This is a genomic window from Streptomyces sp. 1114.5, from assembly GCF_003635085.1.
Taxonomy (GTDB): Bacteria; Actinomycetota; Actinomycetes; order Streptomycetales; family Streptomycetaceae; genus Kitasatospora.
In genome coordinates, this window is record NZ_RBXE01000003.1 from 63,655 (window position 1) to 87,642 (window position 23,988).

Consider the following 23,988-nt stretch of genomic DNA (forward strand, 5'->3'; position numbering starts at 1 on the left):
GGCGGTGGCGGTGTTTGGTGACCGGCCCGGTCGTGGTGGCCTTGGCCTGGAGTGTGAGCGTCGCGCTGGTCTCCGAGCCGCAGGCACGCTCGCTGATCAACACCAGCCACCAGGTCATCATGATCGGCCCCAGCTACCGGCCCAACAAGCGCCGTCCGGACCGTCGGCCGACTCGCAACCCAGGACCCCGGACCAGAACCGCGCCAGGCCCGACGGCCGGGTCGCATTGAAGCAGATCGCGAACAGTTGACGGCCATGCCCCGTGCATCTCCGATCCACCGACGGTCGATACGGCGCCCCGCCCTCCGTGGCCGGAGCCCAGGGGTGCCGTGCGGCACTCGCATCCGGGTTTGTGCAGGGTGGCAGGCGTCCGGGGTCGACCTGGTCAGCCAGGTACACGAGAGTGTGGCCTCGGGGTCCATGCCGAAGGCGACGGCAACGAGCTCGGGATCCATGGTGTTCACCGGTCACCATCGTCGCCCTGCCGGCCACCCCCGAAGCCGCCCGCCCACCATCCCTCGGATCCCCGGCGACGTTCGCGCGCCCGAAGGCGCTGGGTCGGCCGATCGCTCCAGTGCCTGGGCCAGGTCCCGATTCGCCTGATGATCGTGCCTTGACACTCCAAGTTGTTAGCTGCCATATTACTTGCATGACGAACGGCGGGGTCGACAGCGAGCAGCCCACGCTGGAGCAGGCCGAATGGCAGCTGCGGCACTACGACTTGGACACGGACCCACAGGCGGTACTGGTCGCGGTGCGGCTCATCTCCGCAGGCGCGAGGGTCGGCCGGGCGGCCGAGGCCCACTTCGCCAGGTTCGGACTGTCGACGGGCCGTTACCGCCTGCTCTCGGACCTCGAAGGCACCGGGGGAGAGAAGTCCCCCTCGCAACTGGCGGCCGACCTCGATGTCTCCAGAGCCACGGTCACCGGCCTGCTGGACGGGCTGGAGCGCGAGGGCCTGATCGCCAGGCGTCCGTCCGCCGAGGACGGGCGCGGCACGGTCGCGGTCCTGACCGCGCGCGGCGCGCAGCGCTTGCGCGACATGGCGCCCGAGCATTTCGGGCGACTGGAGGCGATGGTGGGAGGACTCACCGTCGAGGAGCGCACGGTGTTCCTGGACCTGCTCGCCCGCGTCGTGCGCGGCAGTTCGGCCCTGACCGCCGACTGACCCGGCCACAAAGGGAATCCGGGCTCTCATCGCGTGGATGAGAGCCCCTCTTTGCGAAGCAATAATTAGCCAGCTAATTATCTGGTGAGGGCAGGCCGATCGACAGCCCGGCCGAACCCCCTCAGCCTTTCGGAACCCGAACGAGATGAAGAGGCCGAGATGCCTGCAACGAAGGACAGAACCCGCCCGAGCCGAACGGCCGCCCGGCCGTTCGCGCTGTGGCGCGAGGTGCTGACCGCCTACGCCGCCCCCGCGTTGACGGCGGGCACCGCAGGAGTCGTCACCGGACAGGCGGACCTGACAGTGGCGGCCTGCACCTCCATCGCCGGCACCTCCGCCGCGGTGGCGTTCCTGATCGGCACCTGGCTGCAGCACGGCGGGCAGCCGCGGGGCTGGACCACGACCCTGCCGCGCGTCGTCCTGACCGTGCTGCTCGTCATCGCGACCGCCGGCCTGGCGGCGGCGCTGGGATGGTTCGCTGCCGAATGGCTGCTGGCCCGCACCCCCGTCCACGCCGCCCCCTGGCTGCAGCGGCTGCGCATCGACCTGCCGGTCTCCGCCGTCCTCGCCACCACCATCGTCACCCTGCGCTGGCGCAGCACCATCGCCAAGCTCCGGCCGTAACCGAACCCGCCCCGGCGCCACCGGCTGCCGCGGACGACACCAAGCACTGAGGACACATTCGATGATCGTTGTCATGGGAGCCACCGGAACCACCGGGACCGCCCTGCTCCACAGCCTGCGCGCACTCGACGTACCCGTGCGCGCACTCACCCGCAGCCCGCACCGGCCGCTGCCCGCCACCGCCGACCCGCACGAGCGGCCCATCGAGGTCCGCTACGCCGACGCCGGCGACCCCGACTCGCTGCGCACCGCCTTCGAGGGCGCCGACCAGCTCTTCCTCGCCATGGCCAACAGCCCCGCACAGGTCGAACTCGAAACCCGCGTCATCGACATCGCCGCCCACAGCGGCATCGCACACATCGTCAAGCTCTCCGCCCCCGCCGCCGAGCCTGCTGCACCCGTCGCGATATCCCGCGGACACCACGCCGTCGAAGAACACCTGCACGCCAGCGGACTCACCAGCACCGTCCTGCGCCCCTACGCGTTCATGCAGAACCTGCTGCGCCTCGCGCCCACCGTGGCAAAGGGTTTCTTCCTCGGCGCCATGAGGGACGCGCCCTGCAACTACATCGACTGCCGCGACATCAGCGACGTCGCGGCCGCCGTGCTCACCCGGCGCCACCTCGCGGGCGGCACCTACACGCTGACCGGACCGGAACCCGTCTCCCACCCCGACCTCGCCGCCCGGCTGACCGAACTGACCGGCCGCCGGATCCAGTACATCGACCTCGCCCCGGACGAGCTGCGCGACAACCTCATCCACCAGGCCGGCATGCCCGTCTGGCTCGCCGACCACGTCGTGGAGATCCAGCAACTCGCCATCGCCCGGCCCGAATTCCCCACCACCACCGTCACCGGGATCCTCGGCCGCCCGCCCCGCACCCTCGACGCCTTCCTTCACGAACACCGCACCCACTTCGAGTGATCCAGGGAGCTCTGCTGTCCCTGGGCACGCCGGCGAAAGCACGGGGCGCGGCACAAGGCGTCGCCCGTCGAGGTACTCGCTGCGCTTGGGTGCCCAGTCGGACACCTCGCGGCGGGGCCTCGATCTCCTGCCGAAGCAGCGCGAACGGGTGCGATGGCAGGATGACAGCATGGTGACGAATCAGCCGTGGACGAGCCTTCACGGTGACCTGCTGGCAGCAAAGGCATCGGTGTACGACCCGAGCGGTTTCGCCTGCTCGCTGCCCGTGCCCGAACCGGAGAGTGCCGAGTACGCGGCTTGCGCGTTCACGCTCGATGACCGGCCGGTTCGGTTCCGCGTGGCCAAGACCACCCCGACGAAGGTGGGCCAGTTCGTCACCGTGTGGCAGCGGTCGCCGGAGGGGCCGATCCGGCCCTTCGACGCCGACGACGGAGTGGACCTCTTCGTCATCAGCAGCCACGACGACGACGGCTTCGGACAGTTCGTGTTCCCGCGCGAGGTGTTGTGCGAGCGCAACATCGTCTCCCGCAACGGCTCCGGCGGGAAGCGCGGATTCCGCGTCTACCCGCCGTGGGTGACCACGACCAACCGGCAGGCCCGCGGCACGCAGGCATGGCAGGTGCACTACTTCCTCAACCTTGGCCTGGACGGGCTTGCCGACCTGACTCTCGCCCACGCCCTCTACCACCCGTAGGTGCGCGCTGCGCCACGGCGTTCGGCAACCTGGAACAGCACGGCGGCCGCACCGATGATGGCGATCCCTGAAAAACCGGTTCTGGCTGAGATTCCGTGAGAGGTCAATTCACCCGGGCCGCATGCCGGATCTGCGGTGCGGCCATGGCGTCGTGCGCCGCCCCTGGCGAAGCTCCGCGAGGGGCGGTCGAGCCGGTCCGGGTGATCCCGGTGCCCGATTCTCGGCGGCGGAGGAACTGACGGTGGACGCTGTGCAAGCAGTTGGCCGATGCGTTGTGATGACCGTCGCCTGGTTCACCATCGAGGACCTCGGCGCGCTGGTCCGTCGCCACCACGTCGACGACTCCGTCTCGAAGGCGATCACCCGGATCACCCGCACCGATCTGATCATCGTCGATCTATGCCGAGACCGCGACTATGCCGAGAAGGCTGTAGGCAAGCCTGATTGTGGGCTGTGCGGCGGCTGTTCTGCTCGGCATAGTCGACGGCAGGAGGATCTATCCTGCCCAGGGATTCGGACCCTGCTTGAGGACGACGAGCCCGCATGGCTGGTCGGCGGGCCAGAGGTCGATCCGATAGAGGAAGTGATCGCCGGGGCCGCCGTTGGTGTCGACGACCGGTGGGCCAGACGGGATGAAGGAGACCCGGGCTCGCAACAGCCCAGCGGGAACGGTCATGCTCGGCCCGTCCTCCGGGTGGACTCCCGGGCTGGAGAGGGCGAGTTGGCCAGTTGGGGCAGCCAGGTCCACCTCCACGATGTGCTCAGCTGCCGACTCGATCATTGGCGCGGACGTGTGGACGGTGATCAGCGATTCGACCATGTCATCCCGTGCGGTGCCGACGGAGATTGAGTGCGGTTCCACCCCGATGCGGTGAACGTGAACCGCTTCGTCGGTCCAGCCAGCCGGCGGTAGGTCCGGGTCCGTCGCGTGCTCGGCCATCCACGCGTTAGTTCAAAGCGCCCGAGGAGGCGGAACTGCGCCTGTTCACTGCTTCCCCATTGTGCGTGCACAGCACCTCCGCTTGTAGCGTGATCCGATCCGACGACAGGCGGGATTCCGGGCCGGACGTGCACCACGGCCCCTCCACGGCCACGCGCACCCCCCATGCCATGACTTCCGAGACTGCCGAGACTTCCGAGGCGTCAGAGGCGGAAACGCCCGCCGTGCAAGTCCAGGGCTCGTAAGGCCCGGGAGTGACCATGCACACCTCATGTTAAAGAGGCAGTCCGGTGATGGGAGTATGCACTGAGTCTCCGACTCTGTGCTCGGCGTCTCCTCCACCGCCGGCCCCGGCCTCGGCCGGCAGCGGTGTTCGCGCCGGCAGAGGCCGCCGGCGACTTCGAGAAGCCGTTGCCGTACCGATCAAGAGACGTGTCGACCTCCTGGCAGCCGGCCAGCAGCTCCAGGGTGGTCGCGACGGCCGACTACGCCGCGGGCTCGGACGTCGCCGTCGCCGCACGCCAGGTGGCGATGACGTCGGCCGCCTTGGTCTCGAAGTCCGGGTCGCGCCAGGCGCCCGGCATGCCGATCACCGCCGGCAGCTTGAAGTCACCGTGCTCCCGGTGGGTGACCCGCACGACGTCCCCGGAATCGGGGCGGTTGCGGTTCTTCCCGACCTCGACGTTGGTGATGTCCGCCCAGGCGAACCGCTTGCCGGCGCCCAACGCGCCGGTCCACCAGATCTCGCGCTCGTCGAAGCTCACGCTGCTGAAAGCGCCCCTCACCTGGAGGAGTCCACTGATGACCAGGAGAACGCCGACAGCCATGACGGCCGCACTCCGGGCGTTCATCGGGAGGAGCGAACCGCGGTACAGGAGGTAGGCACCACCGGCCAGGAAGAGCGTCGAGAAGATCCACTGGCGGCGTATCTGTGCCGGATGGAGACGATGAGTGACGTGTTTCACCAGCGGATCTTGGCAGGTCGGGCGCATCTGAGGAAGCGTCACGTCGCTCGGTCGGCGGGTAGCGGCCGCCGCGGTCGAGGGCGGTGGAGAGGGACTGGGCTGCGGTGCCGGGCGAGGTGGCGGTAGGCGGCGTCGGTGCTCTGGCGGGCCATCGGGTACGGTCACGGTTTCACGCCGCTCAGTTCCGGTGACGGGCCGTCCGGACCGCCACCGGGGAGCGGTGAGTCCCACACGAACCGTGTGCAACCCCTAGGGAGCTTCCTCGTGCACCAACTCCTGCGCCGGAGCCTTTCGACCCTCGCCGCCCTCGGCATAGCCGTCGGCACTCCGCTGCTCACCGCCGGCACCGCCCAGGCCCAGGCCCAGCATGAGTGCGGCGCCGTCGGCGTCCAGTTCTCCGTCGACGGCGGCAAGAGCTGGATCTCCGACGGCCGGATGTCCCAGCCGCACGGCGTCATCCAGGTGCGCCTGGTCGGCGACGTCGTGGACGGCTGCGACTACCGCGTCTCGCTGGCCTCCTACGACACCGAGGGGCCGACCTGGGCCACCTCGGGCAAGCAGACCTTCCTCGGCTGGGCGACCACGACGCTGCGCAGCGGGAACCGCCAGGCGACCCTGGACGTCTCCGCCCACCTGCCGAAGTGCTACGGCCAGATCGACCTGTACAACGGCGACAAGAAGTTCGACGGCGTCGCCAACCCCGCACCGAGGTACCCGGACGGCGTCTTCCCGGACAACCTGATCTCGGCCTGGAACGGCGGCAAGGCCTGCGTGCCGACCCCGACCGGCACGCCGACCTCCTCGGCGTCGCCCACGGCCACCGCGACCCCGCACCCGACCGGGACTCCCACCGCCACGACGACGCCTTCGGCCACCGCCACCGCGACGGCCACCGCCTCGCCCTCCACCACCGCCAAGCCGTCGGCGCCGGCCACCACCGGGACGCCGTCCAGCGGCCCGTCGACCGCCCCGGCCGTGCCGGCGCCGTCCGCCCCGGCGGACACGACCGGCCCGGTCGGCAAGCCGACCGCCAATCCGGTCTCGACCACGCCGGCCAGCACCCTGGCCAGCACGGGTGGCAACAGCAGCCAGATGATCGTCTACGGCGCCGGCGGGGCCGCGCTGCTCGCCGTCGGCGGGGGCGCGCTGGTGATCGCCCGCCGTCGGGGCGCCCGCCGCTGACGCGGCACCGCTGAGGTACCCAGGACGCCCGCGGTCCCCGGACCGCGGGCGTCCGTCGTCCGTTCACGACCGGTCGGATCGGCCGCCAAGCATCCCCCGTACCACTGACGTCCCGCGTACGCGTCCTGACTGCCCGGCGGTTGCAGCGGCGCGCGGCAGCAGGTGGCCGGGATCTCGCGGGACCGCGTCCGCCGCCCACGAGGGGGCATGGCCGGTCGGGTCGGTCACTCGCCCGCCAGGATGTCGGCGAAGACGATCACGGCCGCGCTCTCGCCGTACTTCGTCGACTTCTCCTGCCGGAAGTCGCCACTGCGCACGAGGATCCGGGTGATGTGGATCTTGGTGCCGATGGGGAAGGTCATCTCCGCCTCGGACTGGTTGTTCCTGCCGAGCGCCCTCCCCCGGTGGCCCTCCGGGAGGCCGAACTCCCAGACGATCTCCTTGCCCGCCACGTACGTGTGGGTCAACGGATCGCCGTACGTCGTCGACAGGATCGCCGGCCACTCGATCGTCTGGTCCACCGAGACGTAACCGCCCTCCGGGTGGCTCTCCTGCTGCTTGAGGATGCCGCCGAACGAGTCGTACATGTGCTTGCTGTCGCCGCGCACCACGTTGCCGTCCGCGTTCGCGGGGGGCGTCGTGAAGTCGTCCCACACGCCGTTGATCCGGGCGAAGATGTCGAAGGTGTCCGCGAGGTGCTTCTCGTCCCACGCCGCCGTGCTCTGCTCGTCCGCGTAACCGCGCGCCATGGCGACACTGCGCCAGGTGTCGAGCACCTCCCTCTCCTTGGACTTGTAGGAGAAGCCGGGGGTGGCGATCTCGCTGGGGGTGAAGCCGACCTGCCCGAGGGCCGCGAGGAGCGGGTTGATCCGGCGGTAGTCGGCACTGAGGTAGTTCTCGCCGAGGTCGAGGTCCTTCTGCTTCTGCTTGGCCGCGAGGACCGCCGGGTCCAACTCCAGGGCGCGAGCCGCCTCGTACTCCGCGCGGGACGTCTCCCGGTCCGCGACCGTCCCCCACGACTTGTCCTTGAGGGACGCCCGGGGCTTCTTGCCGTCCGCGCCCTCGGAGATCAGGTAGGACCCGAAGCCGAAACTGAGGATCGTCTGCCCCTCGACGTCCCCCTCGTCCGTGTGCTTGACGACCTGGGTCCCCTTCGCGAGGCCTGCCGCGAGGGTGCGCTGCAGGGGCGCCTGCGCCACACCGGCCGTCCCGTTCCCGGGGCCGGGCGCACGCTGTACGTCGGAGGACGCCTGCGGGGCCGGGCGGCTCATCACCGCGCGGGCGTTGGCCTCGGCCTCGCGCTCGAAGCGGTCGGTGGGGTCCGAGACCGACAGCCCGTTGCCGTTGTCGGTGCCGCTGACCGGCCCTCGGCGCTGCTGGATGACATGAGTGAGCTCGTGGGCGAGGGTGTGCGCGTCACCCCCTCCCTCGCCGATGACGACGTGGTTGCCGGAGGTGTAGGCACGCGCGCCGACCTCGGCGGCGGAGGCCCTGGCGGCGGCGCCGGTGTGGATGCGCACGTCGGAGAAGTCGGCGCCGAGGCGGGACTCCATGTCCGTACGGATGGCCTGGTCCAGAGGCCGGCCGGGGCCGCGCAGGACCTGGTGGACGGAGGAGCGCTGAACGGCCGGGGCCGCCGCACGCCGGACGGCGGGGCCCTCGTGGCCGCAGCCGTCCCCGTGCCGGTGTCCCTTCTCGTCCGGGCCGTGGCCGGCCCGGCGGAGCATCTGGACGACCGCCGCGTTGCCCACGGTGGCCTGGAGGCCGAGCAGTCCTGACCGTGGATGCCCGGCCTGGGCGGCCGCGTGCCTCGCCTCCCGGCCGGCCTCGGCCCTGGTGGCTTCCTCGTTCTCCCGCTTGCGCATCGGGCTCCGCCCTCCTGGGATCGTCGGCAACCTCCCACTCAACCCGACGGCCACGGCGCTGCGGAAGGTACTTCAGGGCAGAGTCGGGGTCTCCGCGACCGTCTCCCGCGGCACTTCCGTACAGGCGACAGGCACACCGGCAGCAGGAGAAGGAGGCGGTCGGCGGTGCCGGGCGGGGTGGCAGCGGTGTCAGGTCCGGCGGGCGGAGGCGGTGAGCCGGTCGGCGAACGCGATGACGAGGTCTCGCAGTTCGTCCGGTCGCTCGATGACGAACGGCCGGTCGAGCGAGGCGAGGACGGGGGGCAGCCAGTCCAGCCGTTCGGCCCGCACGCCGACGCGGATCCAGCGCTCGGCATGCGGATCCGTGCCGTCCTCCGGCGCGGGCTCCTCCAGGGTCGCGATGCCGGCGGGAAGCCGGGCGCGGATCTGTTCGACCGTCCCGTGGATCCGCAGGGCCACGTCGTGCCGGTAGGCCGCCTCGGCGAGCCCGGACAGGACGCGCTGTGCCGGATCGGAGCCGGCGGGCGGCTCGAACGAGCCGGGCAGGGCCCTCGCGTCCGCGATGCGATCGAGGCGGAAGGTCCGGTCCTGGCCGATCCCCGGATCGGTGCCCGTGACGTACCACCGGCCGGCATGGGTGACGATCCCGTACGGGTGCAGCGTGCGTTCGCTGCGCCGGCCGTCCCGGGTGGTGTACCTGAGGGAGATCGGGCGGCGGTGGCGCACCGCATCGGCCAGGGCGAGCAGGACTCCGGTGGCCGGGGTGGCCCACTCGCCGGGCGGGGCCGTGAAGGCGAGGGATTGCATGACGGCGTCGAGCCGGCGGGCCAGGCGCTCGGGCAGAGCCCGGCGGATCTTGGCCGCTGCCGTCTCACCCGCGGTCACGGTCCCGGTCCCGGCCGCCGTCAGCAGCCCCGTCCTCGGGCCGGCGAGGAGCCCGAGCAGCACGGCGAGCGCCTCGTCGTCGTCGAGCATGAGCGGAGGCAGGCGGTACCCCGGGGCGAGCCGGTAGCCGCCGTAGCGGCCGCGGACCGCCTCGACGGGGATGTCGAGATCGACCAGGTGGTCCACGTACCGGCGCACGGTGCGCCCGTCGACGCCGAGCCGGTCGGCGAGTTCGGCCGCTGTTCTGATGCCGCCCGACTGCAGGAGTTCCAGGAGGGCGAGCACGCGGCCGGTGGGTCGAACCATGCCCAGGAGCCTAGGGCCCGTCTTCAAACCCCCGCCTGCGGGGCGACGCCGGGGCACGCACCTCGCCGCGTTGTCGTCGGTCGCCAATGCGCTGCATTGGGCTCCCTCCTCCGCCTTGCGATGCACGCACCCCAACGCCGCCCCGCCCGCCCTCCGGGCGAACGACGGAGGTTTGAAGACGGGCCCTAGTAGAGCTTGGTCAGGTCGGTGCCGTGGTGGCGTGTCCTGGGGAGTAGGTGGCGCGTTGTTGGTGTGTGACACCTGGGGAGATGGCCGAGGTCCGGGAGGACCTGGAGGCGTTCACGGCGGGGTTGTTCGAAGCGTTCACGCGCGCTGACCAGCGGCGTTGGGGGCAGGCGTACGTGCGTGGGCTGCTCCTGGACGGCAAGCGGAAGTCGGTGGAGCCGATGGCCGCGCGGCTCGGGGAGGACGGAAACCGGCAGGCTCTCGCGCACTTCGTCACGACAAGCCCCTGGGATCCGGCACATGTCCGGGCCCGTTTGTCCTGGAGGATGCAGGACGCCATCGATCCGACCGCGCTGATCATCGACGACACGGGGTTCCTCAAGGACGGCGACGCGTCGGCGTGTGTGTCGCGGCAGTACACCGGAACCGCGGGCAAGGTCACCAACTGCCAAGTGGGCGTCTCGCTCCACTTGGCCCGTGACCACGCCTCGGCGCCGGTCAACTGGCGGCTGTTCCTCCCCGCGTCCTGGGACCCCGAATCGACGAAGGCCGACCCGGACAAGGTCGCCCGGCGAGACCGGTGCGGCATCCCCGCAGGCCTGGGCCACGTGGAGAAGTGGCAGCTGGCCCTGGACATGATCGACGAGACCCGGTGCTGGGGTGTCCACGTCCCGCTCGCCATCGCCGACGCCGGATACGGCGACGCCGCGGCCTTCCGCCTCGGCCTCCAGCAACGCGGCCTGCACTACGTGCTGGGGATCTCCACCACGCCGACCGCGCACCCTGCCGAAGCCCGGCCCGTCACGCCCGCCTACAGCGGCACCGGCCGGCCGCCGGTGGCGAAGTACCCGGACAAGGCCCGCAGTGTGAAGGACCTGGCCATCGCTGCCGGGCCGAAAGCGGCCAGGCCGGTGTCGTGGCGGGAGGGGTCGCGCCCAGGCAAGGCGAAGAGCGGCTTCAAGCGGATGTATTCGCGCTTCGTGGCGCTGCGGATCCGCCCGGCCGGACGCGAGATCCGCGACGCCACCGAGGGCGTGGAGCTGGCCGAGTGCTGGCTGCTGGCCGAATGGCCCGCCAAGGAAGCCGAGCCGGTCCAGTTCTGGCTCTCGAACCTGCCCGCCGACACCCCGCTGACCACTCTGGTGCGAATGGCCAAGCTCCGCTGGCGGATCGAGCACGACTACCGGGAGATGAAACAGGCCCTCGGCCTGGCCCACTTCGAGGGCCGCACGTTCACCGGCTGGCATCACCACGTCACGCTCGTCTCTCTCGCCCACGCGTTCTGCACCCTGCGCAGACTGGCCACCGCCCCAAAAGACGCGGGGCCGGCCTGAGCCTCTACCAAGTCGTCCGCGAGCTCCAGATCCTTCTGGCGACCTGGGCCGGCGCCTGCCCCACCTGCCACCGCGACATACCCACACGAAAACAGACCTGACCAAGCCCTAATAGCACCGATACCGGACCGGTTCTGTCCACTATTTGCTCTAGCGTTCCACGGGCAACAGCGCCACCACCCTGAGGAGAGCACCATGGAATTCGTTTCGATCCGGATCATCACGGGCGACGTCGCGCGCCTGGTCGACTTCTACGAGCGGGCCACCGGCGTGCAAGCCCACTGGTCCACCGAGGACTTCGCCGAACTGCGGACCGCCGGCGCCACCCTCGCCATCGGCCACACCCGCACCGTCGCACTGTTCGCACCCGGCTCCGCCCGTCCGGCCGACAACAACACCGTGATCACCGAATTCCTCGTCACCGACGTGGACGGCGTGCACCGCAACCTGGCCGACTCCGTCACCGACTTCGTGGCCGGGCCCACCACGATGCCCTGGGGCAACCGCTCGCTCCTGCTGCGTGACCCCGACGGCAACCTCGTCAACTTCTTCACCCCCGTCACACCGGCGGCCATCGCGAAGTTCACCCGCTGACCGCTCCCCCTGGACCGGGTCCACCTTCTCGATCCCGGCGAGTCACTCGACGTCGGCGACCGCACGCTCACCGCGTTCCGGCCGCCCCTGTTCGACGATCCCACCGCCGTCGGCTTCTTCGACGACCTCACCGGCGGCTGCTTCAGCTCGGACTGCTTCGGCCCGATGCCCGGCACGGCACGGGTACGTCGGCACCTTCATCCGCCGCGAGGTAGCGCTGAGTAGAGATGACATGTACGCTGCGTGTCGCCGGTTGAACAGCAATCGGGCCCGGCCGCCGCTCCGTGGGGGGAGTCACGCCCAGGCCCGCTCACCGGTCGGGGCTCGGTCGCACTCGTGGGGGAGTCGCGGCCGGGCCCGTAACCGGATGCTGTTCCTATGCCCGCCCGGCAGTTCCGCCAGACATGACAACCGTCCAGCCGGAGAGCCGTTCCAGGCACGTCCGTCCACAACGCCCGGTCAGGGGTGTTCCGTTCAGGCGGGCTGCTCGACGCGGGACCGGCAGCAGTACCACCTCGGCCTCCTTCAGCCCGTAACGGGCGTGCAGGCGACCCTCGGGCGCGGGACGGGCGGGGTGGTGGGTGAGGTCACCGCTTGGAGGGTGCGTAGGCGCGCAGGAAGGCCTGGACGCCGGCGGTGACGATCTCCTCGGTCTCGGCCGCATCCAGGGGGTAGGCGCCCCAGTAGGAGCGCTGGGTGACGTCGGTGGCGGTCAGGAGCACGAAATGGGTGGCCGCGCGCCCCGGGTCGGGCGCCTGCAGCCAGCCCTCCTCGGCCAGTTCCGCGAAGCGCCGGGCCAGGGCGGCGAAGACCCGGCGCGGACCGGCCTCCTGCCAGGCGTCCAGAGCGGCCTTGGGCAGGTGCCGGGCCTCGGCGTTGATCTGGCGCACCAGGCCGAAGTGGTCGGCGAACTCCGTCAGTGGAGCCACCCAGGCCAGCGCGAACGCGGTCAGGTCCGCCTCCAGGTCGGTGACCTTCCCCAGGCGGCGGTCGATGATGTCCAGCTGGGCGTCGCCGACCTGCGTGGCGCTTTCCTGGACGACGGTCTGGAAGAGCAGTTCCTTGCCCGCGAAGTGGTTGTAGATCGTGCGGGTCGACACCCCGGCCTCGGTCGCGATGGCATCGATGCTGGCACGGGTGTAGCCGTCGCGGCCGAACACGGTGCGGGCGGCGCGGGTGATGGCCTGTCGTTTCTCGGCCAGCCCGCGGCGCGGCCGCCCGGCTGTGTCCTGCCGGTCGCCCGTCGTGGGGGTCGTGGGGGTCTGGTGCATTGTCGCCGCCTCCAAGAAAGTTGCAGTCACCGTTGTACTTGTTGCCATACACGTTGTACTTTACCTGACGTGCCGTCCGAACGGGCGGCGCACCAGACCACACCCCACCCCTGGAGACAGCCGTGACCCGGACCCCGCTGCGCCTCGCCGTCATCATCGCCAGCACCCGCCAGGGCCGCTTCGCGCCCACCGTCGCCCACTGGTTCACCCGCACCGCAGAACAGCGCGCCGACCTCGACATCGACGTCATCGACCTGGCCGAGCACCCGCTGGCCCACCTCGGCGAGGAAGCCACCCCCGAACAGGCCCGCCACCACGCCGCCCTGACCCCCCGCCTGGCCGCCGCCGACGCCTTCGTGGTGATCACCCCCGAGTACAACCACAGCTTCCCCGCCGCCCTCAAGAACGCCATCGACCTGCACCGCACCGAATGGCACGCCAAGCCCGTCGGCTTCGTCTCCTACGGCGGCCTCGGCGGCGGACTGCGCGCCGTCGAACAACTGCGGCTGGTCTTCGCCGAACTGCACGCCGCGACCGTCCGCGACACCGTCAGCTTCCACAACGTCTGGAGCCTGTTCGACCAGGACGGCGAACCACTGGACGCGACCATCCAGAACGGCGCCGCCAAGGGCATGCTCGACCAGCTCACCTGGTGGGCCCACGCCCTCAGGAACGCTCGCACCACCCACCCCTACAACGCCTGAAACCACGACACAAAGGGGGGAAACAACCATGACCACGGCCACAACCACCACCGGCACGAAGACGGGCAGCGGGACGGGCGCTGCGGGCCCGCCCGGTCCGCGCACCGCGGCCCTCGCCGCCGTCGTGGTCCTCGGCTCGCTGCTGACCGTCCTCGACACCACGATCGTCAACGTCGCCCTCAACCGCCTCGCCGGGGACTTCGCCGCCCCACTGGCCACCATCCAGTGGGTCACCACCGGCTACACCCTGGCCCTGGCCACCGTCACCCCCGCCACCGCCTGGGCGATCGCACGCTTCGGCACCCGCCGCCTCTACCTGGGCGCGCTCACCCTGTTCGTGCTCGGCTCCGCCCTGGCCGGTGCCGCCTGGGACGCCCCCTCACTGATCGCCTTCCGCGTCCTGCAAGGCCTGGGCGCCGGCATGGTGATGCCCGTCGGCATGACCATCCTGCTGCGCGCCGGCGACCCCGCCCGCACCGGCCGCACCATGAGCACGCTCGGCCTGCCCGTCCTCATCGGCCCCCTCGCCGGCCCCGTCCTCGGCGGCCGCCTCGTCGACGAAGCCTCCTGGCGCTGGCTCTTCCTCCTCAACCTGCCCCTCGGCGCCCTCGCCCTCGTCCTCGCCGCCCACCTGCTGCCCCGCGACGCCCGCACCGCCGCCGCCCGCCCACCCGTGGACCTGCCCGGCCTGCTCATGCTCTCCCCCGGCCTGGCCGCACTCATCTACGGCCTGGGCGCCGAACACGGACACCCCACCGCACCCGCCGCCCTCCTGCCCACCCTGACCGGAGCCGCCCTCGTCACCGCCTTCACCGTCCGGGCACTGACCACACACCGGCCACTGATCGACCTACGCCTGCTGACCCGCCCCGCCTTCGCCGCACCCGCCGCCACCATCGCCCTGTTCGGCCTCGGCTACTTCGGCTCCATGCTCCTGCTCCCCCTCTACTACCAGCTCGTCCGCGGCCAAAGCCCCACCCACGTGGGTCTGCTCGCCATCCCCCAAGCCCTCGCCACCGGCCTCACCATCCAACTCGCCGGCCGCCTGTCCGACCGCTTCTCCTCCCGCCGGATCATGGCCACCGGCACCGCCCTCGCCGCCGCCGGCTTCCTCGCCTTCACCCTCCAACTCACCGCCGACACCCCCTTCCCCCACCTCGTCGCCACCCTCGCCGTCACCGGCACGGGCATCGGCATGACCCTGATGCCGGCCATGGCCGCCGCCACCCGCAGCGTCACCCCCAGCGACGTCCCCGCCGCCACCACCCTCATCACCATCGTCCAACAGGTCTGCGGCGCGGCCGGCACCGCCCTGATGTCCACCCTGCTCACCACCGCCATGACCGACCAACTGCCCACCGCCGCCACCACCACACAAACCGGCGACGCACTCACCGCCGTACAGTCCCTGGACGACGCCGCGCGCACGGCACTCGCCCCCCACCTCGCCCACGCCTTCCAACACACCTACACCTGGGTCACCGCCCTCATCGCCCTCGCCCTGATCCCCGCACTGCTGCCCACCGCCGGCGAACGGGCACGCGTCGAAATCCGGCGCTGATCCCGCGGGCCGGACCCGTTTCCGACACGCAGCGAAGTTGCCGGCCACAGACCGGCGTTCCACCCAGGCCGGAGCTCGCATTCGCATGGCAGGCGCGCCCGTCGAGGCCGCAGCGGCGGGAGCGTCTTCCCGCAACAAGCCTTCGATAGTACGGTCGCGCGCATCACCCCCGAGACCGCCCGGAGGGCTTAGGCATGCCTGCACGCTACTTCGAGGACTTCGTGCCCGGCCGCGGAAGGCCGGCGCCGCGCGCGGTCCTGGACTCCGATGCTCCCCGGATCGACCTCAACGGGCCGTGGGCGTTCCGGTTCTCCCCGGCGCTGCGGGCCGAACCGGACGGGTTCCAGGACCCGGAGTTCGACGACGGCTCCTGGGACGCCCTGCCGGTCCCCTCGCACTGGCAGCTGCGCGGCTACGGCCGGCCCGTCTACCTGAACATCGCCTACCCCATCCCGCTCGACCCGCCGTTCGTCCCGGACGAGAACGAGACCGGTGACTACCGCCGCGTCTTCGACCTGCCGGAGTCCTGGCAGGGCGTGCCCGCGGTGGTGCGTTTCGAGGGGGTGGACTCCTGCGCCCGGGTCTGGCTCAACGGCCGGGAGCTGGGTGTCACCTACGGCAGCCGGCTGGCGGCCGAGTTCGACGTGACCGAGGCGCTGAGGCCCGGCCGCAACGTGCTCGCCGTGCGGGTGCACCAGTTCTCCGCCGGCACCTACCTGGAGGACCAGGACACCTGGCGCCTGTCGGGCATCTTCCGCGACGTGGCACTGCTGGCCCGCCCCGCCGGTGGCATCCGGGACGTCTTCGTCCGCGCCGACTACGACGACGCCACCGGCGAGGGCCGGTTGCGCGTGGACGCGGACGCGGACGCACCCGTGCGGATCAGCGTCCCCGCCCTCGGCGTCCACGACCAGCCGGCCGACGGCGAGCTCCGGTTCCCGGCGGTGCGGCCCTGGAGCGCGGAGGACCCGCACCTGTACGAGGCCCGGCTGGCCACCGGCAGCGAACGCGTGCGCGTCCGCTTCGGCTTCCGCACCGTCGCCGTCGACGGGGACGGCGTCCTGCGGGTCAACGGGCGCCGCGTGGTGCTGCGGGGCGTCAACCGGCACGAGTTCGACCCCGACCACGGCCGCGCCCTCTCCGTGGAGGCCATGCGCCGCGACGTGGAGCTGATGAAGCGTCACAACATCAACGCCGTCCGCACCTCCCACTACCCGCCGCACCCCGCCTTCCTCGACCTGTGCGACGAACTCGGCCTGTACGTCACCCTCGAATGCGACCTGGAGACCCACGGCTTCGAGTACGCCGACGCCACCACGTGGGAGCGCAATCCCTCCGACGACCCGCGCTGGCAGGCCGCCTACCTGGACCGCATCGAGCGCACGATCGAGCGGGACAAGAACCACCCCAGCATCGTCCTGTGGTCCCTGGGCAACGAGGCGGGCGACGGCCGGAACCTGCGCGCGATGGCCGACTGGGCGCGCCGGCGCGACCCCTCCCGTCCGATCCACTACGAGGCCGACCGGCTCGGCGAGTACACCGACGTCCACGGCCAGATGTACCGCCCGCCCGCGGCCGTCGCCCGCATCGGCCGCGGACAGCTGCTCCCGGGCGAGATCCACTACCCCGCGAGAGCCGGCTCCGGCGACCCGGCCGACGATCCGCGCAACCGCATGCCCTTCCTCCTCACCGAGTTCGCCCACGCGATGGGCAACGGACCCGGCGCCCTGGCCGAGTACGCGCGGCTCTTCGACGAGTACCCGCGGGTGCAGGGCGGCTGGGTGTGGGAGTGGATGGACCAGGGGCTGCGCACGCACGACGCAGAGGGCCGCGAATTCTTCGGCTACGGCGGCGACTTCGGCGAGGACCTGCACGACGGCAACTTCATCTGCGACGGCCTGGTCTTCCCCGACGGCACTCCCTCGCCCGGCCTGCTGGAGTACGCCAAGGTCATCGCCCCCGTCCGCATCGGCCCGGGCCCCGAGCCCGGAACGCTGAGCGTCGAGAACCACTACGAAGTCCTGGACCTGTCCCACCTGCGGTTCACCTGGTCGCTCGCGCGCGAGGGCGTCGAAATCGCCGCCGGCACACTGCCCACGCCGCAGCTGCCGGCCGGGGACCACGGTCGACTGCTGCTGCCCGCGCCGGCCTGGCAGGCCGCTGACGAGGACGGCGGTGAACTGTGGCTGACTGTCCGGGCGGAGCTGGCCAAGCCCGCCGACTGGGCGCCCGAGGGCCACGTCATCGCCTGGGGACAACTCCCGCTTTCCGCACCGCGCCGCGACCGCTCGGACGCACCGCTGATGTCCCCGCACGCCGCGGACGGATTCGTCACGCTCGGGCCCGGCCGGTTCGACCCCGCCACCGGCAGCCTCCTCGACCTCGGCGGACTGCCCCTGCAGGGCCCCACCCTGGGCCTGTGGCGCGCACCCACCGACAACGACCGCGGCTGGTCCCAGCGCGACGCCGCCTACTGGAAGGAGCGCGGCCTGGACCGGCTGCGCCACCGCACCGTCTCCGTCACGCCCGACGCCCAGGGCCTGACCGTCGTGGTCCGCAGCGCCGCCGCCGCCGTTGCCTGCGGCTACCTGACGACCTATCGCTGGACCAGCGACGGGACCGGCCTGCGGCTCCACGTGCACGCCGAACCGGTGGGCCACTGGCCCGAGCGGACGGACGACTTCGCCGACACCATGGTCGACCCCGCCCTGCCGCCGGAAGAGCGCCGGGAACTGGTCCGCCGCAACACCTCCCGCTCACTGGCCCGGATCGGCCTCGACTGGCAGCTCCCCGCCGACTGGTCACAGGTCGAGTGGTTCGGCGCCGGCCCCGGCGAGGCCTACCCGGACTCCCGGCAGGCGGTCCGCGTCGGACGCTTCCGCGCCACGGTCGACCGGCTGCAGACGCCCTACGTGCGCCCGCAGGAGAACGGCAACCGGATGGACGTGCGGTGGGCGCGGATCAGCGACGGCTCCGACGCCATCCACGTCCGGGGCGAGGAACCCTTCCACCTGTCCGCCCGTGCCTGGACCGACCGGCAGCTCGCCGCCGCCCGGCACCAGACCGAGCTGACCCCCGGCCCGCTCGTCCACCTGCACACCGACCACGCCGTCCAGGGCCTCGGAAGCGCCGCTTGCGGACCCGGTGTCCTGCCACAGCACCGGCTCGAACTCGGCACCGCCGACTTCACCCTCAGCCTCACACCCTTCCACCGCCCGTGACGTCGGAACCGGTCCGCCCGCGCGGGCGGACCGGTGAAGCGGGCCCCGGACATCCGATCCGGTCGGAACAGGCGCACCTGCTCGCGTGGTCCGGATCTTGAACAGCTCCCAGGGGGTGCGCCTGCCGGCCCGGATCGTACGCACAGTCGCCTGACGATCCTTCACCTCTGGTGCAGCGCACGGGCTTACGTCGGCGGCGCCGTCGTGCCAAGGGCCCCCCGCGTGGCAACGCCGCGGGGCAGGAGACCGGTCCGGAGGTGGCCCGCGGGGCGTCCCGCGCTGTGGTCGGCGGGTGTCCACGCCTCGGTCGGGGCGGCCGGAGGACTTGATCACGACGGGCGGTCGGGGCCAGGATCTCCCCCGGTTGGATCACAACGGGGGGAGTCGTGATGTCCGAGGACCGGTCGGTCAGTCGTGGGCTGAGACAGCGCCACATCGCCATGATCGCGCTGGGCGGTGCGATCGGAGCCGGGCTGTTCGTCGGCTCCGGTGTCGGGATCGCCGCGGCGGGGCCCGGGATCGTGGTGTCGTACGTGGTGGCCGGGGCGCTCACCGTGGTGGTCATGCGGATGCTCGGCGAGATGTCCGCCGCCCACCCCGACTCCGGGTCGTTCGCCGCGCACGCCGCCCGCGCCTGGGGGCCGTGGGCCGGGCTGCTGGCCGGCTGGATGTACTGGGCGCTGCTGGTGGTGAGCGTGGCCGCGGAGGCGATCGGCGCGTCCAGGATCGTGGCGGGATGGCTGCCGCAGGTACCGGCCTGGGTGTGGGTGGCGGCGTTCATGGCGCTGTTCACCGGGACGAACCTGGCGGGTGTGCGGCGCTTCGGCGAGCTGGAGTTCTGGTTCGCCGGGGTGAAGGCGGCCTCGATCTGCGCGTTCATCCTGCTCGGCGCCGCCGCCGTGCTCACCGGCCGGACTCCGGCCGCGGAGAACCTGACCGCGCACGGCGGCCTGCTGCCGCACGGCTGGCACGGGGTCGCGGTGGGCACCATCGCGGCGGTGTTCGCGTACGGCGGGCTGGAGACGGTGACCATCGCCGCCGCCGAGTGCGAGGACCCGGTGGCGGCGGTGCGCCGGGCGGTGCGCACGGTGCTGTGGCGGGTGGCGCTGTTCTACATCGGCTCGATGGCGGTGATCGTCGCCGTGGTGCCGTGGGACGATCCGGCGGTCGCCGGCGGCCCGTACGCGGCCGCGATCGGACGGATCGGGGTGCCGGGCGCGGCGCAGCTGATGGACGCCGTCGTACTGGTGGCCCTGCTGTCGGCGATGAACGCCAACATCTACGGCTCCTCGCGGATGCTGCACGCCCTCGCGGCCCGCGGCGACGCGCCGCGCCTGCTGACCCGGCGCGGCCGGTCGGCGGGCCGCGGCGACGGCGCGGCCGGTACCGGGCGCGCCGTGCTCGCCTCGGCCGCGTTCGGCTTCGTGTCGGTGGTGCTCAGCCTGCGGTGGCCGCGCAGCGTCTTCCCGTTCCTGCTGAACTCCATCGGGACGGCGATCCTGGTGGTCTGGATCCTGATCGCCGCCTCCCACCTGCGGCTGCACGGCCGGCGGCAGCGTCCGGACGGGCCGGGGCAGCAGGGGCGGGAGCAGGAGCGCGGGTCGCGGCAGGCGGGCCCGGTGCGGGGGTTGCCGTACCTGGGCTACGCGGCGCTGGCGGCGATGGCCGGGGTGCTGGTGTTCATGCTGGTGGACCCGGGCAGCCGCAGCCAGGTGCTCTGCACCGGTGCGTGGACGGCGGTGCTGCTGCTGGTGGCCGGGGTGCGGCGGCGCCGTCGCCGGCCGGACGACGCTCCGGCCGCGGCACCCACGGACCCTGCGGAACCCGCGGCGGACCCGGAAGCCGAGCCCGCCGTGGCTGCGCTCACTGCTGCCGCGCGTACCGTGCCAGGAACAGGTCGACCCCGGAGCTGATCATCCGGTGCATCTCGGCCTCGTCCAGTTCGGCTTCCGGACGGAACGTGCGCACCAGCTGCGGCACGCCCACCGTGCAGGCCACCAGCTGCTGCACGGCCAGCACCGGGTCCTCGACGGTGAGCTGGCCTCGGCGGTCCAGCTCGGTGAAGGCCTCGATCAGCGGGCCGTTGTTCATGTCGTAGCTGACCCGGTACCAGAGCTGGCCCAGCTGCGGGAAGCGGTCGATCTCGCCGATCACCAGGCGGCGCAGCGACATGATGTCGGGGCGCAGCAGGATGCGGGTCCAGTCGAGGGTGAGCGTGATCAGTGCGGAGCGCAGGTCGTCGGCCTCGGCGATGGTGGAGTTCCACGGCTTGAGGTCCTCGTAGGTGGTGGGCAGTATGCCGCCGATCACCGCGAGGAAGAGGCGTTCCTTGTTCCCGAAGTGCTTGTAGATGGTCGCCTTGGAGACGCCGGAGCGTGCGGTGATGGCGTCCATCGAGGCGGCGGAGTAGCCCTCCTTGAGGAACTCGACCAGGGCCGCGTCGATGATCGCCTGCCGGCGCCGCTGGGCGGCGTCGACCGGGCTCGGGATGATCGGGATGCCGAACTCGTCGACCGGCTGGGGGCTGTCGGCGGCCATCGGGGTTCTCCTCGGGGTGCTCAGGGGGGAGATGGTACGGGCCAGTATAGGAAACTGAACGGTTCGGTCGGCACGGCTGGCGGGGTGGACCAGGGACGGAGGACCTGGCGTCGCGGGCCCGGCAAGGCTCCGTCCGACACTCCTTACGGGCCCAGCCCGGCGATCCGCCCGCCGAACGCCGCCAGCTGCGGGCCGAGTGCCGCGCCGAGCAGGAACACCAGGTTGAACAGCCCGATCGCCTCCGGCTGGCGCTGCGGGGCCACGGCCCGGGCGGCGGCGCCGGTCAGGACGCCCTGGCCGGCGGCGTTGACGCAGGCGCTGGCCCCGGCGCCCAGCAGCACCAGCGGTGCCCAGGGGGCGAAGGCGGCGAGCGCGAGTGCGGTGCACGAGACGCCGAGCAGCAGGCCGGCGGTCCGCTGCAGGCCCAGCCGGGACGCGGCGCGCACCAGCAGCCAGGAGAGCAGCGCGCCGGACAGGGTGGCGAGCGAGGCGACGGCGCCGGTCTGGACGGCGCTCCAGCCGGTCAGCGCGGCGGCTCGCCGCGGTGCGCCGTAGACCAGGCTGAAGTTGACGGTCGCCAGGACGAGCATCACCGCCGCGACGGTGCGAAAGCGCGGCACCGCCAGGGAGTCCAGGCCGAGGAAGGAGCGGCGCGCCGCCGGGCGATCGCCCGTGCCCTGCGCCGTTTGCGCTGCGGCGCACCCGCGCAGTGCGGCCGGCAGCGCCGCCAGGGCCGGCACCGGCAGCATCAGGCAGGCCCGCCAGCCCAGCCCGGCCGCCACCGCCGCGCCGATGAACAGTCCGGCGGTGCCGCCCGCCGCGCTGCCGATCGCGACGAGGCCCGAGGCGCGTGCGTCCGGTTGACGTGCCGCCAGCTGGAAGGCGGCCACGTTGAAACCGGCCGCACCGACCGCCAGCACAGCGCGCCCGGCCACCAGCGGGCCCAGGGCCGTCCCGGCGGCGAGCGTGACCAGCACGCCGATCAGCAGCGCGCCCGCGGAGGCGAGCAGCAGAGCCCGGGGGCCGCGCCGCCCGGCCGTACCGGTGAGCAGCGGGGTGCCGAGCATCATGCCGAGCCCGTAGCCGCTCATCAGCCAGGCGGCCGGGCCGGGACCGGTGTGCAGGTCCCGTGCGATGGCGGGCAGGACGAGGCTCGGAGCGGAGAGTCCGGCTGCTCCCGGGGCGGCGAGCGCCGCGAGCAGCAGGCCGGCGCGCAGCGTCCCTCCTGCCCCACGGCTGGCGGGCGCCGAGCGCGCGCCCGCGCCCGCCGCCGTGTTCCGCGTTCCCGTGCTCATTCCGGGATCGTTCCGAACTTGCCGTTCGCGAAGTCGAGTTGGGCCTGGCGGAGCTCGGCCGCGGTGTTCATCACGAACGGGCCGCCGCGGGCCACCGGCTCACCGATCGGCTCACCGGCCAGGACCAGCACCTCGGCCTCGCCGTGCGGCGCGGCGACGGCGATCCGCTCGCCGTCGTGCGCCAGCACCGCGAGCCGGCCGTCCGCCAGCTGCGCGTCGGGCAGTTCGACGGCGCCGGAGAGCACGTAGACGGCGGCGTTGTGGCCGGTCGGCACCGTGAACTCGGCCTGTCCTCCGGCGGGCAGCACGGCGTGCGCGAGCAGGACCGGCAGGTGCGTCTCGAACGGCCCGGCCACGCCGTGGCTGCGGCCCGCGATCACCTTGACCCGGCTGCCGTCCTCGGTGTGCACCACCGGGATGGTCTCGGGCCCCTGGTTCTGGCTGCGGGCCGGGAGGTCCTTCAGCCGGGCGGGCAGGTTCACCCAGATCTGGAGCATGTGCTGGCGGCCGCCGCGGGCGAGGAGTTCGGCGGTCGGCTCGTTGGAGTGGACGATGCCCGCACCGGCGGTGAGCCACTCCACCTCGCCCGCGACGCTGGTGCCGCGCCGCCCGGTCGAGTCGGCCCAGTCCATCGAGCCTTCGATGAGGTAGGAGACCGCCTCGAAACCGCGGTGCGGATGGGCAGGAGCGCCCTTGGCCTCGCCGGGGGCGAGCAGCAGCGGACCGGTCTGGTCGACCATCAGGAACGGATCGAGCATCGGGAGCTCGGCCACCGGGAACGGGCGGCGGACGGGGAAGCCCGCACCCTCGAAGGTGTGCACGGGATCGATGACGGTAGCCGTCGATCGGACCGGGGCGGACGCGTGGACGGGAGCGGACGGGCTTACGGGGGCGGCCTGGGCCGCGGCGAGCTGAGTCGTCGTCATGCCGAAAACTGAACTACACCTCCCAGTTCAGAGTCAAGACTGAACTGTCTGGTTGACGCATTGAACTGAACGGTTTAGATTTCTCGGCGTCGGAACGACCGCCGGCCGGAACCGACCTGACGTCGGAACGGCCGCCGCCCCACCCCCGCCCCGCACCGGGCAGACCCGCCCGCACCACACCGCAAGGAGCACCGTCATGAGCGCGTCCAAGGTCTTCGCCATCTCCGGTTCGCTGCGCGCCGACTCGCACAACACCGCCCTGCTGCGCGCCGCCCGGACGCACAACCCCACCGGCATGGACATCGAGATCTACGACGGCCTGCGCGACATCCCGCCGTACGACTACGACCTCGACCACCCCGGCGTGCGCCCGGCCGTCGTCGAGGAGCTGCGCCGCAAGGTGCTCGCCGCGGACGGCCTGCTCATCGCCACCCCCGAGTTCAACTACTCGATCCCCGGCGTGCTCAAGAACGCCCTGGACTGGCTGAGCACCGACTGGACCAAGAACGAGGGCCTGCCGCTGCACCGCAAGCCCACCGCGATCATGGGCGCCGCGCCCACCAACTTCGGCTCCGTCCGCGCCCAGCTGGCGCTGCGCCAGGTCTTCGTCTGGACCGACAGCGACGTGGTGGTCAAGCCCGAGCTGGTCGCCTTCCGCTCGCACGAGCGCTTCGACGGCGAGGGCGAGCTCGCCGACGAGGTCACCATCGGCATCCTGAAGGACCTGCTCACCGCCCTCCAGGGCAAGATCGACGCCCGCGCCTGACCCGCCCCACAGCACACCCGCCCCAACCCGGAACCCAC

20 protein-coding genes and 1 pseudogene are annotated in these 23,988 nt (G+C 72.0%); 14 read left to right on the forward strand and 7 right to left on the reverse strand.

The window, feature by feature from the left end; translation table 11 throughout:
* Positions 1-649: 649 nt before the first annotated feature.
* The 5 genes from BX285_RS31680 to BX285_RS39615 all read left to right on the forward strand — a co-directional run bounded on the left by BX285_RS31680 (position 650) and on the right by BX285_RS39615 (position 4,261).
* The gene (locus BX285_RS31680; RefSeq protein ID WP_097240834.1) at positions 650-1,168 is read left to right on the forward strand and encodes a MarR family winged helix-turn-helix transcriptional regulator; all 519 of its coding nucleotides are present in this window, start codon (positions 650-652) and stop codon (positions 1,166-1,168) included.
* Between the two features lie 159 nt (positions 1,169-1,327).
* A complete protein-coding gene (locus BX285_RS31685) occupies positions 1,328-1,792 on the forward strand; it encodes a hypothetical protein (protein WP_121179142.1) in 465 nt (154 codons plus the stop codon).
* A 73-nt stretch (positions 1,793-1,865) separates the two neighbouring features.
* Positions 1,866-2,717, forward strand: coding sequence for an NmrA family NAD(P)-binding protein (locus BX285_RS31690; protein WP_310794268.1), 852 nt, complete (start codon positions 1,866-1,868; stop codon positions 2,715-2,717).
* A 169-nt stretch (positions 2,718-2,886) separates the two neighbouring features.
* Positions 2,887-3,411 carry a MepB family protein gene (locus tag BX285_RS31695; protein WP_121179144.1) on the forward strand — a complete coding sequence of 175 codons (525 nt, stop codon included), beginning with the start codon at positions 2,887-2,889 and terminating at the stop codon, positions 3,409-3,411.
* 277 nt (positions 3,412-3,688) lie between these two features.
* On the forward strand, positions 3,689-4,261 hold the full coding sequence (locus tag BX285_RS39615) for a hypothetical protein (protein WP_398901614.1): 573 nt from the start codon (positions 3,689-3,691) through the stop codon (positions 4,259-4,261).
* Positions 4,262-4,836: 575 nt separating this feature from the next.
* Here the strand turns inward: BX285_RS39615 and BX285_RS36950 are convergent.
* Positions 4,837-5,178, reverse strand: a complete 342-nt coding sequence (locus BX285_RS36950) for a hypothetical protein (RefSeq protein WP_183107295.1) — start codon at positions 5,176-5,178, stop codon at positions 4,837-4,839.
* Between the two features lie 402 nt (positions 5,179-5,580).
* On the opposite strand from BX285_RS36950, the gene BX285_RS31715 reads away from it, so the two are divergent.
* The gene (locus tag BX285_RS31715) at positions 5,581-6,498 is read left to right on the forward strand and encodes a hypothetical protein (protein WP_097240810.1); all 918 of its coding nucleotides are present in this window, start codon (positions 5,581-5,583) and stop codon (positions 6,496-6,498) included.
* A gap of 224 nt (positions 6,499-6,722) precedes the next feature.
* Here BX285_RS31715 and BX285_RS38000 read toward each other — a convergent pair whose 3' ends face one another.
* Both BX285_RS38000 and BX285_RS31725 read right to left on the reverse strand, forming a co-directional pair.
* A complete protein-coding gene (locus BX285_RS38000; RefSeq protein ID WP_220784005.1) occupies positions 6,723-8,363 on the reverse strand; it encodes a DUF4157 domain-containing protein in 1,641 nt (546 codons plus the stop codon).
* A 189-nt stretch (positions 8,364-8,552) separates the two neighbouring features.
* Entirely contained in the window at positions 8,553-9,554 is a 1,002-nt protein-coding gene (locus tag BX285_RS31725) for a YafY family protein (RefSeq protein WP_121179147.1), read from the reverse strand.
* Positions 9,555-9,823: 269 nt separating this feature from the next.
* On the opposite strand from BX285_RS31725, the gene BX285_RS31730 reads away from it, so the two are divergent.
* From BX285_RS31730 to BX285_RS39620, 3 genes and pseudogenes are all read left to right on the forward strand, one after another.
* Positions 9,824-11,074 carry an IS701 family transposase gene (locus BX285_RS31730; RefSeq protein WP_179852681.1) on the forward strand — a complete coding sequence of 417 codons (1,251 nt, stop codon included), beginning with the start codon at positions 9,824-9,826 and terminating at the stop codon, positions 11,072-11,074.
* Positions 11,075-11,269: 195 nt separating this feature from the next.
* Positions 11,270-11,668 (forward strand): VOC family protein, encoded by a 399-nt coding sequence (locus BX285_RS31735; protein ID WP_121179148.1) that lies wholly within the window; start codon positions 11,270-11,272, stop codon positions 11,666-11,668.
* A pseudogene (locus BX285_RS39620) lies at positions 11,669-11,839 on the forward strand (MBL fold metallo-hydrolase); the annotation flags it as partial. It lies immediately after the preceding gene.
* 416 nt (positions 11,840-12,255) lie between these two features.
* On the opposite strand, the gene BX285_RS31745 reads toward BX285_RS39620, so the two are convergent.
* On the reverse strand, positions 12,256-12,939 hold the full coding sequence (locus BX285_RS31745; RefSeq protein WP_121179149.1) for a TetR/AcrR family transcriptional regulator: 684 nt from the start codon (positions 12,937-12,939) through the stop codon (positions 12,256-12,258).
* Between the two features lie 122 nt (positions 12,940-13,061).
* Here BX285_RS31745 and BX285_RS31750 point away from each other — a divergent pair, with 122 nt between their 5' ends.
* The 4 genes from BX285_RS31750 (at position 13,062) to BX285_RS31765 (ending at position 20,338) form a co-directional block, all read left to right on the forward strand.
* Positions 13,062-13,643 (forward strand): NADPH-dependent FMN reductase, encoded by a 582-nt coding sequence (locus tag BX285_RS31750; protein WP_121179150.1) that lies wholly within the window; start codon positions 13,062-13,064, stop codon positions 13,641-13,643.
* A gap of 28 nt (positions 13,644-13,671) precedes the next feature.
* Entirely contained in the window at positions 13,672-15,204 is a 1,533-nt protein-coding gene (locus BX285_RS31755; RefSeq protein WP_121179151.1) for a DHA2 family efflux MFS transporter permease subunit, read from the forward strand.
* Positions 15,205-15,398: 194 nt separating this feature from the next.
* The gene (locus BX285_RS31760) at positions 15,399-18,425 is read left to right on the forward strand and encodes a glycoside hydrolase family 2 TIM barrel-domain containing protein (RefSeq protein WP_121179152.1); all 3,027 of its coding nucleotides are present in this window, start codon (positions 15,399-15,401) and stop codon (positions 18,423-18,425) included.
* A gap of 389 nt (positions 18,426-18,814) precedes the next feature.
* Complete coding sequence (locus tag BX285_RS31765; RefSeq protein WP_121179153.1) at positions 18,815-20,338, forward strand: amino acid permease; 1,524 nt, start codon at positions 18,815-18,817, stop codon at positions 20,336-20,338.
* Here BX285_RS31765 and BX285_RS31770 read toward each other — a convergent pair.
* From BX285_RS31770 to BX285_RS31780, 3 genes are all read right to left on the reverse strand, one after another.
* Positions 20,289-20,963, reverse strand: coding sequence for a TetR/AcrR family transcriptional regulator (locus tag BX285_RS31770; protein WP_097240802.1), 675 nt, complete (start codon positions 20,961-20,963; stop codon positions 20,289-20,291). The genes BX285_RS31765 and BX285_RS31770 overlap by 50 nt on opposite strands.
* 143 nt (positions 20,964-21,106) lie before the next feature.
* Positions 21,107-22,258 (reverse strand): MFS transporter, encoded by a 1,152-nt coding sequence (locus tag BX285_RS31775; protein ID WP_121179154.1) that lies wholly within the window; start codon positions 22,256-22,258, stop codon positions 21,107-21,109.
* Positions 22,255-23,184, reverse strand: coding sequence for a pirin family protein (locus tag BX285_RS31780; protein ID WP_121179155.1), 930 nt, complete (start codon positions 23,182-23,184; stop codon positions 22,255-22,257). The genes BX285_RS31775 and BX285_RS31780 overlap by 4 nt, the downstream gene beginning before the upstream one ends.
* Before the next feature lie 196 nt (positions 23,185-23,380).
* Between BX285_RS31780 and BX285_RS31785 the strand changes: the two genes are divergently transcribed.
* Complete coding sequence (locus tag BX285_RS31785) at positions 23,381-23,950, forward strand: NADPH-dependent FMN reductase (protein ID WP_097240799.1); 570 nt, start codon at positions 23,381-23,383, stop codon at positions 23,948-23,950.
* Positions 23,951-23,988: the final 38 nt, after the last annotated feature.